The sequence below is a fragment of the Natrinema sp. CRL1 genome (assembly GCF_059162405.1).
This window is the reverse complement of record NZ_JBLVOY010000004.1, coordinates 165,362-179,630: the sequence shown is the minus strand read 5'-3', so window position 1 is coordinate 179,630 and position 14,269 is coordinate 165,362. Positions and strand designations below refer to the sequence as shown.

Genomic DNA, 14,269 nt, shown 5'->3' with positions numbered 1-14,269 from the left:
GAGCCCGGTACAGTCGAACTCTGCAAAAACTACCAGTATAGTACTATACTTTTCTAACTGTCATTTCTTTGCGTCGCTACGGGAGGAGAACTGACTGTCGTCCGGACCAGCCTTCTCTGACGGCTCACTATCCGACTTGGAAAATCCATAGAATTATGGCGCTAATTACGGTGCTTCTCTTCCTCTTTTGGGATTGAGAATCGAGACGCGAGTCGCTGCTATACTCGATTCACCGGTGCAGGTGACAGGCCGCGAAATGTTCTCTATTACCGTATTCCGTCTCGAGTTCGTAGGCCGGTCGCTCGCGCGCACAGACGCTTTGCTCGGCGAAGGACTCGAGTAGCAGGTCGGTCACCGCTTCCCAGCGCTCGGCTTCGTCGTCGGCCTCGTGACCGCCCCCGCCGTCGCTGGCGACGAGGTCGATCGCATCTTCGACGATCGATCCCGCTTCGCCCCCCGGCGGACGGCCGTCGAAGAACTCTCGTCGTAGCTCCGCAGCCGGCATCGGTTCGAACGACCGCCGTTTGACCGCTCGCATGAACGCCCGCGTCTGAGCCCACTCCCCGTCGCCCCAGTCGTACTCATCGGGTGCGATCAGGCGCGGACACCGCGTTCGGAACCGACAGCCCGACGGCGGCTCGACCGGGCTCGGTACCTCGCCCTCGAGTACGCCGCGCGCGCCGTTTTCCCGCGGGTCGGGGACGGGAATCGACTCGAGCAGGGCGCGGGTGTAAGGGTGTTGTGGGTTCTCGAATAACTCCTCTTTTGCGGCGAGTTCGACGATGTGGCCGAGATACATCACCGCGACGCGGTCGGAGATGTGGCGGATCACGGAGAGGTCGTGGGCGATGAAGAGGTAGGTCAGCCCGAACTCGTCTTGGAGTTCGTCCATCGTGTTCAGCACCTGCGCCTGAATGGAGACGTCCAGCGCGGAGACGGGCTCGTCGCAGACGACGAAATCGGGGTCGACCGACAGCGCTCGCGCGAGGTTGATCCGCTGGCGCTGCCCGCCGGAGAAGGAGTGGGGGTGGCGGTTGTAGTGGCGCGGATCGAGGCCGACCTTCTCGAGGAGAGTCTTTGCCCGCGCCTCCCGGCCCTCGTCGTCTAACATGTCGTGGGCCCGCATCGGCTCCTCGATGATCCGGCCGACCTTCATCCGCGGATCGAGCGAGGACTGGGGGTCTTGAAAGATCATCTGCATGTCCGAGCGGGTCCGCCGGAGTTCCTCGCCGCCGAGGTCGGCCAGATTCTCCCCCTTGAAGTAGATGTCCCCCTCGGTGGGCTCGAGCAGGCGCAGGATCGTCCGCCCGAGCGTGCTCTTGCCACAACCGGACTCGCCGACCAGCCCGAGCGTCTCCCCGGGCCGGATTTCGAGTGAGACGTCGTCGACCGCCTCGACGTGCTCTCGATCGACGCTGATCGGCGGGAACGCGTCCGGATCGAACTGCAGGCCCGCGAGCAGACCCGACTCCTGCGAGAAGTACTTCGTGACGCCCTCGAGTTCGAGCAGTGGCCCCTCCCGGTCGTAACTGCGCTCTTCGTCTAACCGAATGCTGCTACTCACGGCTCCCACCCCCGCTGTCGTCGGCGGTCGGATTGGCTGCGAGTTCCGACTCCGCGCCGGATTGGGACTCCGAGCCGCCGATCCCCTCGCCTCGCAGGGTCGACTCGCCGCCGGCGGCCCCCTCGAGCGGCGGGCTCTCGTCGTAGCCCGCGTCGAAGGCGTCGTGTTGGACGCAGGCCGCGCGGTGGGGCTCCCCGCCGGCGTCGTCGACCACCTTCGCTTCGGGATGGACTCGCTTGCAGACCTCCCGCGCGTCGGGACAGCGCGGGTGGAACCGACAGCCCGACGGCGGATTGATCGCCTCGGGCATGACTCCCTCGATGGCCTCGAGTTCCGTGACGGTTCGATCGGGGCGGGGAATCGAGTCCAGCAGGGCGTTCGTGTAGGGGTGTTTGGTGTCGTAGAACAGCTCGTCGACGGGCGCTTGCTCGACGATCTCGCCGAGGTACATCACGTTCACCCGGTCGCAGATCTCGGCGACGACGCCCAGATCGTGGGTGACCCAGACGAAGCTCGTCCCGTACTTCGCCTGGAGGTCGTCGACCAGTTCGAGGATCTGGCCCTCGACGGTGACATCGAGGGCCGTCGTCGGCTCGTCGGCGATGATGAGGCTGGGTTCGCAGGCCAGTGCCATCGCGATGAGTACGCGCTGGCGCATCCCGCCGGAGAACTGGTGGGGGTACTCCTCGTAGCGCTCCTCGGGATCGGGGATGCCGACTTCCCGGAGCATGTCGATCGCCTCTGCACGGGCCTCGTCTTCGGCCAGCCCGCGGTTGAGTTCGATGAACTCCCGCAGTTGGCCGCCGACGGTGAAGACAGGGTTGAGCGACTCCATCGGGTCCTGGAAGATCACCGCGATCTCGTTGCCCCGGATTCGGGTCCGGATCTCCTCGTCGGAGAGGGCGTCGTCTCGCTTTCGTAATTCGCCGTCGGGGCCCTCCTCGAGGCCGAAGATCGTCTCGCCTTTGTAGGTAATCTCGCCGGCGACGATCTCGCCGGGGGCCTCGACCAGCCCCATGATGCTCATCGAGGCGACCGACTTGCCGGCCCCGCTCTCGCCGACGAGACCGACGATTTCGCCCTCGCGGACGGTAAAGGAGATGCCGTCGACTGCGCGTACTGTACCGGCTTCGGTGAAGAACTGCGTCTTGAGGTTCTTGACGCGGAGTAGTGGTTCGGAACTCATTGTTAGTCGTCGATTCGGGGGTCGAGGGCATCCTGCAGGCCGTCGCCGAACAGGTTGAAGCCCATGATGGTGATCATGATCGCGATACCCGGCCAGATCGAGAGCCAGACGTTCGAGTGCATGTAGCCGTGTGAGACGTTGAGCATCTGACCCCAGTCCGGCGTCGGCGGCTGTGCGCCGTAGCCGAGGAAGGAGAGCCCGGCGACGATGAGGATCGTCACGCCGATCTGGAGCGTCGCGTACACCAGCACCGGCGCGAAGCTGTTCGGCACGACGTGTCGCATGATGATGTGGCGGTCTTTCACGCCGGCCGCCCGCGCCGCCTCGATGTAGTCCATCTCGCGGATGCTCAGGACCCGGCTCCGGATGATGCGGGCGAAGACCGGAATGAACGTAATCCCGACGCCGAGGACGGCATACCAGATGTTCGCCCCGCCGACGAAGACGGTGAAGACGATGATGAGGATCAGCGGTGGGATCGAGTAGACCGTCTCGACGGCCCGCATCAGGATATCGTCGGCCCGGCCGCCGTAGTAGCCGGCGACGGCACCGATGATCGTCCCGCCGGCGAGCCCGATGAACGTCGAGACGAGTCCGACGAACACCGACACCTGCGTGCCGTAGACGATCCGCGTGAAGTAGTCCCGCCCGGTGTGGTCCGTGCCGAGGGGATGCTCTATCGTGCCGCCCGCTGGCAGCGGGTTCCACGCCTGCTCGGCGAGCGGGAAGTACGGCGGCATGTGTTGAGTCCCCTCGCCCGGCGGCGGGATGTGGGTCGGGTGATCGAAGATCGGCAGCAGTCGCGCGAACGTGAAATCCGACAGGAGCCCGAACGTGAGCAGGGAGAGGTTGCTGTCGACCACGGCGTAGATCGCGACGAACAGCACGACCGTCACGACGTACAGCCCCCAGCGGGCCGTCGTATCCTGCTTGATCCGCGCGAGCGTGTAGCGCCAGCCGACGCGAGCTTCGACTTCCTCCTCGTCTTCGGACGCCGGTTCTCGGCCGCTCTCGAACTGTGATTCACTGACTGCCATGGTTACTCACGCTCACCGTAGGTGACTCGCGGGTCGACGTACGCGTAGGAGATGTCGGTGATGATGACACCGATCACGAACAGGAACCCGAGCAACATCGTGATCCCCATCACGAGTTGGTAGTCGTTCGTCGAGATCGCGTTGACGAACAGCCGTCCCATCCCGTTGATGTTGAACACCGTCTCGACCAGCACCGCGCCGCCGATCGCCGTCGACAGGTTCAGTCCGACGATGGTGATGATCGGCAGCTGGGCGACGTTGAACGCGTGCTTTCGCAGAATCGTCCGCTCGGGCACGCCGTACGCGCGAGCCAACTTCACGTACTCGCCCTGTAGCGACTCGATCATCTGGGTGCGCTCGACGCGCATGATCGTCGCCATCTGTAAGGTCCCCAGCGCGATCATCGGCAACAGGAGGTGTCTGGCCGACTGGTAGTACAGCTCGAGGTGACCGTCGATCCCCCGGTAGGCACTCGGCGGCCGCCAGGGGTAGATGAGCCCGCTCGAGGGGAGCCAGCCGAGTGTGACTGCGAAGAGCAGGATCAGGACGATACCGATCCAGAACGAGGGGGTGCTGACGCCGACGAGTGCGGCGATCCGCGAGACGTGATCGGTCGGCTCGTTTCGCCGGTTGGCGGCGATGATCCCGAGCGGAATCGCCGTCACCAGCGCGAACGCGTACGCCGACAGGACCAACAGGAGCGTCGGTCCGATTCGATTCACCATCAGCTCGGCGACCGGTCGCTGGTGGTGGATGCTCTGTCCCAGATCGCCCCGTAGCAGGCCGCCCATGTAGGTCAGGTACCGCTCGTGGAGCGGCCTGTCGAGTCCGTACCGCCGCTCGATCGTCCGGACCAGTTCCTCGCTGTGTTCCTGTCCCTGCAACATCAGACTGACCGGGTCGCCCGGCCCCAAGTTCGCGAGCAGGAACGTGATGACGGAGATCCCGATCAGGACGGGGATCGCCTGCAGGAGCCTGTATATCGTGTACTTGAGTAGTTTCATCGGTTCGCGAGTCGGGTTGTCGTCTCGTCGCTGTGCTCGGACCGCTCCGGACCGGCTGTCGGATCGAGCCGCCGACCGCCGCAGCCGACCCGACGACCGGTGTGTTCACTCCATCGACACGTTCGCGTGATCCGCGATGAGGTCCGGATTTCGCGTGACCTCCGAGTGCGCTTGCAGGTCTTGGACGTACTCTCTCGAGGCCATCGTGTTGTCCTGCGTGAACGCGGGAAGCGCCGGCAGTTCCTCGACGATTTCCCGGATGACGGGCTCGTAGAGGTCGTACCGCTCGTCCTGATCGGCCGAATTACGCGCCTGCGCGATGGTATCGTGGAAGCCGTCGCTGCCCTCGTAGAAGTGACCCTGATTGATCTCTTCCTGGCTCTCGTGGAAGAGCGAGTAGAGGTAGAAATCGGGGTCAGGGCCGCCGGTCCAGCCCAGCAGGTACATCTGGTAGTCGTCCGCGCTGCCGGTCGTGTAGGTGTCGACCAGCGTCGCAAAGTCGAGCACTTGGACGTCCGCCCCGTAGCCGATCTCGTCCAGCCGGGTGGCGATCCGCTCGGCGAGTTGCGCCCGGATCCCCTCCGGCGTGATGATCGTCGGCTCGAAGCCGTCGGGCGCGTGTTCGTCGAGCAGCGACTGGGCCTCGTCGGGATCGTACTCGGGGAGGAGGTCCTGATACTCGTCTTCGGGGAACCCCCAGACCTCGTTGACGACCGGCGGGATCGGGCTGTACATCGGCGAGGTCACGTTCGCGCCGTTGGACTCGATGAAGTCCTCCATCGAGAACGAGTGGGCGATCCCCCGCCGCACGTCGGCGTTTGCCGTCGGCCCCTCGTTGCAGTTAAACGCCATGTACATGAACGTCGGGCTCTCCGCGGAGTGGAGGTTCACACCGTCTTCGCCCTCGAGAACGTCCCAGTCGTCGTTTGGAATGCCCGCGATGGCATCGGTGTTCTCCGAGCGGATGTCGGAGACGCGACCAGCCTCGTCGTCGTGAGCCTCGAAGCGAACCCGCTCGAGGTTCGGGTCCAGGTCGCCCCAGTAGTCGTCCCAGCGCTCGATCTCGACGTACTCGTTTTCCTGCAGTTCGGCGAACGTGAACGGACCCGACCCCACGGGGTCCGTGTTGAACGCGTCGCGGTCGTCGGTCCGGACGGATTCGGGAACCACGGTCACGCCCATCGTCTGGAGTTCGAACGGGCCGTAGGGCTCCTCGCCGAGGTCGACTTGCAGCTGATAGTCGTCGACGACCTCGGTGCTTTCGATCATGTCGTACTCGGCGGCGTTTTCGGTCTCCTCCTCGACGGGCGCGGTAAACGAGTGGGCCACGTCGGCGGCGGTCACGTCGTCGCCGTTGTGGAACTCCGCGGCCTCCTCGATTTCGAAGATGTATCGGGTCCCGTCGCGCTCGACTGTCGGCTCGCCCGTCGCGAGCTTCGGCTGGAGCTCGAGACCCTCGTCGAACTCGTAGAGTCCGTCGAAGACGAGCTGTATTACCTGAAAGCTGTAGGCATCGTTCGAGATGACGGGGTCGAACTGCTCCTCACGGGACTGCTCTTGCGTGAAGTGGAAGGCGTCGCCGTCGCCGCTGCCACCCCCACCGATACACCCTGCGACCACTGCCGCGGAGACGGCGGCCCCTGAGGTGAGGAGTCGTCGTCGCGTCGTTGACTGATTTGGCACCATCCTGCTGTGTGGTAGCAACCCTCCTATTTTGGTATCAACAGGGTAACACGTGAAAATCGCTTTTTACTGCTCGATAATGGACTCGTACTCTCTCGTGTGAGTTCGATTTTTGTACATTACTGCGACACACTGTACATATCAGTCGGTTTTTCTCGCGGTTAGTCGACCATCGGCCGGTTACATACTCGAATAATTACTGTATCAGTGGGTATTAGTTGCAAGAGGGAGCTATCTCCCCGGGCAGCTGCTCCGAACTCGCGTCGCGCGCGGTCGGTCGCAAACGATGGGCGATCCGACAACGCCGCGGTCGCTCGCGCTGTACCCCGCCGCGGCGCGACCGGTGGGCTTTTTCTGCCGGCCGTCACAGTAAGTGCGTATGAACTACCGAGCCGTCGAAACCACGGACGAATACGTCGCCAGCCTCGAGCACGGTGCCGACTGGCGGGCCGAGATCGAGTCGCTCGCGGACGACGTCGAGGCCGACGCCGCATGGTTTACTGCGCTCGGCGCGGTCAAAGACGCCGAATGCTGGTTCTACGACCAAGACGAGTGTGAATACTACCCGATCGAGTTCGACGAGCCGCTGGAAGTCGCCAGTTGCGTCGGCAACGTCTCGTGGCTCGATAACGAGCGCTTCGCCCACACGCACGCCGTCCTCTCGGACGACGAGGGGACGACCTATTCCGGGCACCTGAACGCAGCCACGGTCTGGGCCGGCGAGGTCTACATGCGCGTCTTCGAAGAGCCCCTCGAGCGCGAGTACGACGAGACCACCGAACTCGACCTCTGGCTCTGACATGCGGCCGGAAGACGAACGGTACTTCGAGGGGCTCGAGGCGGAACTCGACGAGGCCCTCGACCTCGCCGAGCGGGCCAAGAAACGGGGCGGCGATCCAAAACCCGAGGTCGAGATTCCGGTCGCAAAGGACATGGCCGACCGCGTCGAGAACATTCTCGGAATCGAGGGCGTCGCCGAGCGGGTCCGCGAACTCGAGGGCCAGATGAGCCGCGAAGAGGCGGCGCTGGAACTCGCCGAGGACTTCGCCGAGGGCCGCGTCGGCGACTACGAGACGAAAGCCGGCAAGATCGAGGGAGCGGTCCGCACCGCGGTCGCGCTTCTGACCGAGGGCGTCGTCGCCGCGCCCATCGAGGGGATCGACCGGGTCGAGATCCTCGAGAACGACGACGGCACCGAGTTCGTCAACGTCTACTACGCCGGCCCGATCCGCTCGGCCGGCGGGACCGCACAAGCACTCTCGGTGCTCGTGGCCGACTACACGCGCGCATTAGTGGGCATCGAACAGTACAACATCCGCCAGGAGGAGGTCGAACGCTACGCCGAGGAGATCGCCCTCTACGACAAGGAGACGGGACTCCAGTACTGCCCGAAGGCCAAGGAGGCCAAATTCATCGCCAAACACCTCCCGATCATGCTCGACGGGGAGGCCACCGGCGACGAGGAGGTTTCGGGCTTCCGCGATCTCGAGCGGGTCGACACCAACAGCGCCCGCGGCGGGATGTGTCTCGTCCTCGGCGAGGGGATCGCGCTGAAAGCGCCGAAGATCCAGCGCTACACCCGCAATCTCGACGAGGTTGACTGGCCGTGGCTGCAGGACCTCATCGACGGCAACTACTCCGACGACGAGGACGAAGCTGCCGACGATTCCGACGACGCCGACGGTGACGGCGACGAGACGGACGAGGAGGCTGCGGAGAGCGACGAGGGCGAAGCCGTGGACGACGAATCCGACGATGGCGACGCGGACGAACCCGACGGACCGCCCCGCGTCGAGACATCCGAGAAGTTCCTCCGGGACTTGATCGCCGGCCGCCCGGTCTTCTCTCACCCCTGTGCGAGGGGCGGTTTCCGGCTCCGCTACGGCCGAGCGCGAAACCACGGCTTCGCGACCGCCGGCGTCCACCCCGCCGCGATGCATCTGGTCGACGACTTCCTCGCGACCGGCACGCAGATCAAAACCGAACGCCCCGGCAAAGCGGCGGGGGTCGTCCCCGTCGATTCGCTCGAAGGGCCGACGGTCAAACTGGCAAACGGCGACGTGCGACGGATCGACGACCCCGAGGACGCCCTCGAGATCAGAAACGGCGTCGAGGCCATCCTCGACCTCGGCGAGTATCTCGTCAACTACGGCGAGTTCGTCGAGAACAACCACCCGCTCGCGCCCGCCTCCTACACCTACGAGTGGTGGGCACAGGACCTCGAGGCCGCGGGCGCGGACGTCCAAGCGCTCGAGGACGACCCCCGTCTCGACCTCGAGTTCCCCGAGCCCGCGGAAGCCGTGGAGTGGGCCACCGAGTACGACACGCCGCTCCACCCCGAGTATACCTACCTCTGGCACGATATCTCCGTCGACGCGTTCCGCGCTCTCGCCGCGGCCGTCGCGGACGGTCGGATCGAGGGCGACTTCGACGGCGACTCGACGCTCGTACTCGACTATACGGAATCCGTCCGCGATGCCCTCGAGCGGATCGTCCTCGAGCATCGCCAGCGCCCGGACGAGGACCGCATCGAAATCGACGACTGGCGGCCCTTTGTCCGCACGGTCGGCTGCGAACCGCGACGCACCGCGGCCGACGGCGCGGCCCTCGAGCCTGAGGCCCAAGAGCCCGCCGTCGAACTCGAGCGCACGTGGGCAGACGCCGACCTCTCCGAGCGCGCCCGAACGTGGGGGACCGAGGCCGAGGGCGACAACGCCATCGAGGCGGCCAACGAGGTCGCGCCGTTTCGGGTCCGCGAACGCGCCCCGACCCGCGTCGGCAACCGGATGGGCCGGCCGGAGAAGTCCGAGAGCCGCGATCTGAGCCCGGCGGTCCACACGCTGTTCCCGATCGGCGAAGCCGGCGGCACGCAGCGCAACGTCGCCGACGCCGCCAAACACGCCGAGACGATGTCGGATACTCCCGGCGTCGTCGAACTGCAGATCGGTCGCCAGCGCTGTGAGTCCTGTGGCACCGAGACGTTCAAGAACCGCTGTCCGGACTGCAACACTCGGACGACGCCGGACTACCGCTGTCCCGACTGCGACCAGCGCCTCGAGCCCGACGAGGCCGGCCGCGTCGAGTGCGACCACTGCGAGCGCGAGGGCACCTGCGTCGAACCCCGCGAGATCGACGTCCACGAGGAGTACCGCGACGCCCTCGAGTCAGTCGGCGAGCGCGAGAACGCCTTCGAGATTCTGAAAGGGGTCAAGGGACTTACGTCGTCGACCAAGATCCCCGAACCCATCGAGAAGGGGATTCTCCGCGCGAAACACGACGTGTCCTCGTTCAAGGATGGCACCGTCCGCTACGACATGACCGACCTGCCGGTCACCTCCGTCCGCGCGAGCGAACTCGATATCGACGTCGGCCAACTCCAGGCGCTCGGCTACGAGGAGGACATCCACGGCGAACCGCTCACCCACGAGGACCAGCTCGTGGAGCTCAAGGTCCAAGACATCGTCCTCTCGGACGGCGCAGCCGAACACATGCTGCAGACGGCCGCCTTTATCGACGACCTCCTCGAGCAGTATTACGGCCTCGAGCCCTACTACGAGTTCGAGGACCGGCAGGATCTGGTCGGCGAACTCGTCTTCGGGATGGCACCGCACACGTCAGCGGCAACTGTCGGGAGAGTGATCGGCTTCACGAGCGCAGCGGTCGGATACGCGCACCCGTACTTTCACGCCGCAAAGCGCCGGAATTGCGATGGGGACGAAGATTGTGTGATGCTACTTCTCGACGGACTTCTCAACTTCAGTAAGTCTTTCCTGCCCGACCAGCGCGGGGGGAAGATGGACGCCCCCCTCGTCATGTCCTCCCGGATCGACCCCTCCGAGATCGACGACGAGGCCCACAACATGGACGTCGTCTCGCAGTACCCTCGCGAGTTCTACCTCGCGACCCGCGAGCAGGCCGACCCGGAGGACGTCGACGTCGAAATCGCCGAGGAGAACCTCGGCACCGACCTCGAGTACACCGGCTTCGAGCACACCCACGACACCACCGACATCGCGATGGGGCCCGACCTCTCGGCGTACAAGACGCTCGGCTCGATGATGGACAAGATGGACGCCCAACTCGAGCTCTCGCGCAAGCTCGCGGCCGTCGACGAAACGGACGTGGCCGAGCGGGTCATCGAGTACCACTTCCTGCCGGACCTGATCGGCAACTTGCGGGCCTTCTCCCGGCAGGAAACCCGCTGTCTCGACTGCGGCGAGAAGTTCCGGCGGATGCCCCTGACCGGCGACTGCCGCGAATGCGGCGGCCGGGTCAACCTCACCGTCCACAAGGGCTCTGTGAACAAGTACATGCAAACCGCGATTCAGGTCGCCGACGAGTACGACTGTCGCGACTACACGAAACAGCGGCTAGAAGTGCTCGAGCGCTCGCTCGAGAGCATCTTCGAGAATGACAAGAACAAGCAGAGCGGTATTGAAGACTTCATGTAAACCTAAATTTTACTCTGCGGTCCGCCTATGGCGGCCCTCGGCAAAATTTAGTATAAAAGCACTCCTCCTTCCGTTCGCTCGCGCTGCTCGCCCACATCAGTCGTCGGCCCGCTCGCTCCCTGCGGTCGCTCGCGGCGGACTTCGGTGAACTGCCTGCCCTTCCCCGGGTCACGCGGTTCGCCGCGAGTGCGGCGAACGCGCGTTCCCGGCCACGGACAACTCGATTAATCGCCGCTGGCTCGAGTCACGCCGGGCATTCCGTCTTTGGTGTACTGCGGCGTCGGCGACTCCTGGGGGTCGGGCAGCCAGTTTCGGAGATTCTCGTTGAACCGCTCGGGTTGCTCTCGAGGCGTCCAGTGGCCGCAGTCGTCGATCAGGTTCAGTTCGCCGTTCGGAATCTCCTCGGCTGCGCGGATCGACCACTCGACGGGGACCAGCGGGTCCTGTTTTCCGTGGACGAGCAGCGTCGGTACGGTGAGTGACTCGAGGTCGTCGACGAAGTTCGTCCTAACGCGGCCGCTGAAGGAGAGTTCGTTGTCCTGAAATGCCTTGAACGCCTGTATCGAGCCCGGTTCCATCAGCTTCCGTCTGGCGTCGTCGACGAAGCGGTCGGGCAATGCGTCGGCGTCGGCGACGAGCGAATCGAGGACCATGCGAACGCTTCGTGACGTAGTACTGGCGGCGATCTTCCCGAATTCAGTCATCCCGGGAACTCGCGCCAGGGCCTTCCACGCGAGGGCGCTGGGTAGCCGCCCCCCGAGCCCGTAGCTGTCGACGAGCGCGAGCCGTTCGACGCGGTCGGGGTGCTCGAGTGCGTAGCCGAGCGCGACGCCGCCGCCCATCGAGATGCCAGCGAGCGAGACGCGCTCGAAGGGCAGCGTCTCGAGGAACCCCTCGAGGACGTCGACGTAGGTCTCGACGGTGTGTGTGACGTCTCCCGTGCTGTTGCCGTACTCCGGCCAGTCGAGGGCGTAGACTCGATAGTCGTCGGCGAGGGCGTCGATAGTGTGTCGCCACGAGACGGTCGCGTCGTCGATACCGGCCCCGTGACAGAGGACGACGGGCGGACCGCTCGTCCCCGCGCGCCGATACGCAATCCGACAGTCGCCGACGGGTGCGATCCCGGTCCCGCTCATGATCGAATCACGTCGTCGTTTGCATGGGCCCCAGCCGTATGAGCACACGGATTGCGTCTGAGGGGTGCGATCGCCGAATCCCCCGACGGGATCACGGCTTCCGATCTCGATCGTCCCGAACTCCCGACGCCCGGTCTTCCGTTCCCGACCGCCGCCACCGTTCGATACGACTCGAGGGAGGACGCGCCGATCGACCGACGCTCGTCGAGCGCGCTGATATTGAGACGAACTATCATACCACGTGTCTCTCCGAGGGATGTATATTGTTTTCTATTACCGTGGGATGTATTGTCGCCCCACTGTGTTCTCGAACTGAGGCTGTACGTCACACGTACCGCTCACGACTGTTCCAACCGTAGTCTACTGACGCGAACCCCCTATCACACTCCTTGAGTCCTCGAGCAGCCGTTCGCACAATGCGCGCTGTGTCTTTATCGGCGTTGCCGGCGTGGACGTTTCCATGGTCGAGACTGGCGAGACACCGGCGAAAGAGGGCGACGAGGAGGCCATCGAGGCGATAGAACACCTCAATTTCGGACAGACGGTCTACGACGAGGACGGGAACGAGATCGGGCGCATTCGCGGGTTCGAGCAGAGCGGGTTCTTCGCCACCACCCGCGAGGGTGCCGAAGCGATGAGCGTCGAGCACGCCCGCTCGGGGCAGTCGTTCGGCGAGGCGGAACTCATGTGGCGCTGCATGGAGTGTGGCGAGATGGGCAATATCGAGGGAGGGCTCCCCGACGAGTGTCCGAACTGCGGCACCGAACGTGAGGATCTGATGTACTGGACCGAAGACTGACTCGCGCCAGCGTCGATCGATACCAGTGTACCGCTCCCCAATTCTGTATACCGTAATAGGATTTATCACTCACCATTGCGTAGGTTCGTGCGGGTTACTCACATGGGCCAAGAGCAGCGACAATTGGGATTCGGGACGACACTGTACACCGAAGACGGGACGGTGGTCGGCCGCGTTCGGGGGATCGACGAGAACGGACTCTATATCACGCTTCGAGACGGAATCGAAGGAATGAGCGTCGAACACGTCCGTTCGGGACAGCAATTCGGGGAGGCGGAACTCATGTGGCGCTGCTGGGAATGCGGCGAGTTAGGCCGGCTGGATCGGGACGTGCCCGACGAGTGTCCGTCCTGCGGTGCCGACCGCGAGGATTTGTACTACTGGACCGAGGACTAAGCGCCGCCCGGTTCAGACGACAACCGTTTTTACCCGCTCGTGCCACCTCGAGCCATGGACATCGTCGTGTTCGGTGCGGGGAGTCTCGGTAGTCTCGTCGGCGGACTGCTCGCTCGCGAACACGCGGTCACCCTCGTCGCTCGAGGGGCCCACGCCGACGCCGTTCGCGAGTCGGGACTGCGCCTCGAGGGGGTCGGAGACAGCCATCCCGATCGTGTGTTTCCGGGGGCGACGACCGACGGAACGGGTCTCGAGGCGGACCTCGCGATCGTCGCGGTCAAATCGTTCGATACCGCCGCGGCGGCGGACGCGCTCGCGACGGGCTCGTTCGACGCCGTCTGCTCGCTCCAGAACGGGATGGGAAACGAAGCAACGCTCGCAGCGCGGCTCGAGGCCCCAGTTCTCGCCGGCACGGCGACCTACGGTGCGGTCCTGCGGGAACCGGGCGTCGTCGACTGTACCGGCGTCGGTGAGGTCGTGCTGGGCGCTCGCGACGGCGGCCCCTCGACTATCGCGGATCGGATCGGTGAGGGATTTGTCGTCGCCGGCCTCGAGACGGTCGTCGCCGACGACATGCCCCGCCGCCTGTGGGAGAAACTCGCGGTCAACGCGGGGATCAACCCGGTGACGGCCCTGACTGCGACGGAAAACGGAGCCGTACTCGCGGAGTCGGCCGCCGACCTCGCGCGCAGCGCCGCTCGCGAGGCGGCACGCGTCGCCCGCGCCTGCGACATCTCCCTCTCCGATCGCGACGCGCTGGCCGCGCTGAAGGAAGTCGCCGAGGCGACGGCCACCAACACGTCCTCGATGCGCCAAGACGTACTGGCCGATCGTCGCACCGAAATCGACGCGATCAACGGGTACGTGGTCGATCGTGCGGTCGCTCACGGTCTCGAGGTGCCGACGAATCGGACGCTTACGGCGCTGGTTCGGACGTGGGAACGCGGTCGCAACGTGCGGTGAGCAGTCGCTGTCTCCTGTTGGTTCAATCGTATCGACCAGCTACTCTCTAA

Annotated in this window: 11 protein-coding genes; 5 read left to right on the top strand and 6 right to left on the bottom strand. The window is 64.8% G+C overall.

From position 1 onward, the window contains the following. Window positions 1-229 precede the first annotated feature (229 nt). The 5 genes from ACJYUO_RS15025 to ACJYUO_RS15005 form a co-directional block, all read right to left on the bottom strand. The gene (locus ACJYUO_RS15025) at window positions 230-1,564 is read right to left on the bottom strand and encodes an ABC transporter ATP-binding protein (protein ID WP_494346162.1); all 1,335 of its coding nucleotides are present in this window, start codon (window positions 1,562-1,564) and stop codon (window positions 230-232) included. Further along, window positions 1,557-2,750: an ABC transporter ATP-binding protein gene (locus ACJYUO_RS15020; protein ID WP_494346161.1), complete on the bottom strand. Its 1,194-nt coding sequence runs from the start codon at window positions 2,748-2,750 to the stop codon at window positions 1,557-1,559. The genes ACJYUO_RS15025 and ACJYUO_RS15020 overlap by 8 nt, the downstream gene beginning before the upstream one ends. 2 nt (window positions 2,751-2,752) lie before the next feature. Then, a complete protein-coding gene (locus ACJYUO_RS15015; RefSeq protein ID WP_494346160.1) occupies window positions 2,753-3,787 on the bottom strand; it encodes an ABC transporter permease in 1,035 nt (344 codons plus the stop codon). A gap of 2 nt (window positions 3,788-3,789) precedes the next feature. Beyond that, window positions 3,790-4,791 (bottom strand): ABC transporter permease, encoded by a 1,002-nt coding sequence (locus ACJYUO_RS15010; RefSeq protein WP_494346159.1) that lies wholly within the window; start codon window positions 4,789-4,791, stop codon window positions 3,790-3,792. 105 nt (window positions 4,792-4,896) lie between these two features. Further along, window positions 4,897-6,477, bottom strand: coding sequence for an ABC transporter substrate-binding protein (locus tag ACJYUO_RS15005; protein WP_494346158.1), 1,581 nt, complete (start codon window positions 6,475-6,477; stop codon window positions 4,897-4,899). A 376-nt stretch (window positions 6,478-6,853) separates the two neighbouring features. On the opposite strand from ACJYUO_RS15005, the gene ACJYUO_RS15000 reads away from it, so the two are divergent. Beyond that, window positions 6,854-7,273 carry a PPC domain-containing DNA-binding protein gene (locus ACJYUO_RS15000; RefSeq protein WP_494346157.1) on the top strand — a complete coding sequence of 140 codons (420 nt, stop codon included), beginning with the start codon at window positions 6,854-6,856 and terminating at the stop codon, window positions 7,271-7,273. 1 nt (window position 7,274) lies between these two features. Beyond that, window positions 7,275-10,925 (top strand): DNA polymerase II large subunit, encoded by a 3,651-nt coding sequence (locus ACJYUO_RS14995; RefSeq protein WP_494346156.1) that lies wholly within the window; start codon window positions 7,275-7,277, stop codon window positions 10,923-10,925. Between the two features lie 224 nt (window positions 10,926-11,149). Here ACJYUO_RS14995 and ACJYUO_RS14990 read toward each other — a convergent pair whose 3' ends face one another. Next, a complete protein-coding gene (locus ACJYUO_RS14990) occupies window positions 11,150-12,061 on the bottom strand; it encodes an alpha/beta fold hydrolase (protein WP_494346155.1) in 912 nt (303 codons plus the stop codon). Window positions 12,062-12,521: 460 nt separating this feature from the next. Here ACJYUO_RS14990 and ACJYUO_RS14985 point away from each other — a divergent pair, with 460 nt between their 5' ends. The 3 genes from ACJYUO_RS14985 to ACJYUO_RS14975 all read left to right on the top strand — a co-directional run bounded on the left by ACJYUO_RS14985 (window position 12,522) and on the right by ACJYUO_RS14975 (window position 14,219). Further along, a complete protein-coding gene (locus ACJYUO_RS14985; RefSeq protein ID WP_494346154.1) occupies window positions 12,522-12,860 on the top strand; it encodes a DUF7130 family rubredoxin-like protein in 339 nt (112 codons plus the stop codon). A gap of 102 nt (window positions 12,861-12,962) precedes the next feature. Beyond that, window positions 12,963-13,256 (top strand): DUF7130 family rubredoxin-like protein, encoded by a 294-nt coding sequence (locus ACJYUO_RS14980; protein ID WP_494346153.1) that lies wholly within the window; start codon window positions 12,963-12,965, stop codon window positions 13,254-13,256. Window positions 13,257-13,310: 54 nt separating this feature from the next. Continuing rightward, window positions 13,311-14,219 carry a ketopantoate reductase family protein gene (locus ACJYUO_RS14975; RefSeq protein ID WP_494346152.1) on the top strand — a complete coding sequence of 303 codons (909 nt, stop codon included), beginning with the start codon at window positions 13,311-13,313 and terminating at the stop codon, window positions 14,217-14,219. Window positions 14,220-14,269: the final 50 nt, after the last annotated feature.

Bases quoted from the DNA above. Each gene is read 5' to 3' on its own strand.
- ACJYUO_RS15020 (WP_494346161.1), bottom strand. From the start codon at position 2,750: ATGAGTTCCGAACCACTACTCCGCGTCAAGAACCTCAAGACGCAGTTC.
- ACJYUO_RS15005 (WP_494346158.1), bottom strand. From the start codon at position 6,477: ATGGTGCCAAATCAGTCAACGACGCGACGACGACTCCTCACCTCAGGG.
- ACJYUO_RS15010 (WP_494346159.1), bottom strand. From the start codon at position 4,791: ATGAAACTACTCAAGTACACGATATACAGGCTCCTGCAGGCGATCCCC.
- ACJYUO_RS14995 (WP_494346156.1), top strand. From the start codon at position 7,275: ATGCGGCCGGAAGACGAACGGTACTTCGAGGGGCTCGAGGCGGAACTC.
- ACJYUO_RS15015 (WP_494346160.1), bottom strand. From the start codon at position 3,787: ATGGCAGTCAGTGAATCACAGTTCGAGAGCGGCCGAGAACCGGCGTCC.
- ACJYUO_RS15000 (WP_494346157.1), top strand. From the start codon at position 6,854: ATGAACTACCGAGCCGTCGAAACCACGGACGAATACGTCGCCAGCCTC.
- ACJYUO_RS14990 (WP_494346155.1), bottom strand. From the start codon at position 12,061: ATGAGCGGGACCGGGATCGCACCCGTCGGCGACTGTCGGATTGCGTAT.
- ACJYUO_RS14985 (WP_494346154.1), top strand. From the start codon at position 12,522: ATGGTCGAGACTGGCGAGACACCGGCGAAAGAGGGCGACGAGGAGGCC.
- ACJYUO_RS14980 (WP_494346153.1), top strand. From the start codon at position 12,963: ATGGGCCAAGAGCAGCGACAATTGGGATTCGGGACGACACTGTACACC.
- ACJYUO_RS14975 (WP_494346152.1), top strand. From the start codon at position 13,311: ATGGACATCGTCGTGTTCGGTGCGGGGAGTCTCGGTAGTCTCGTCGGC.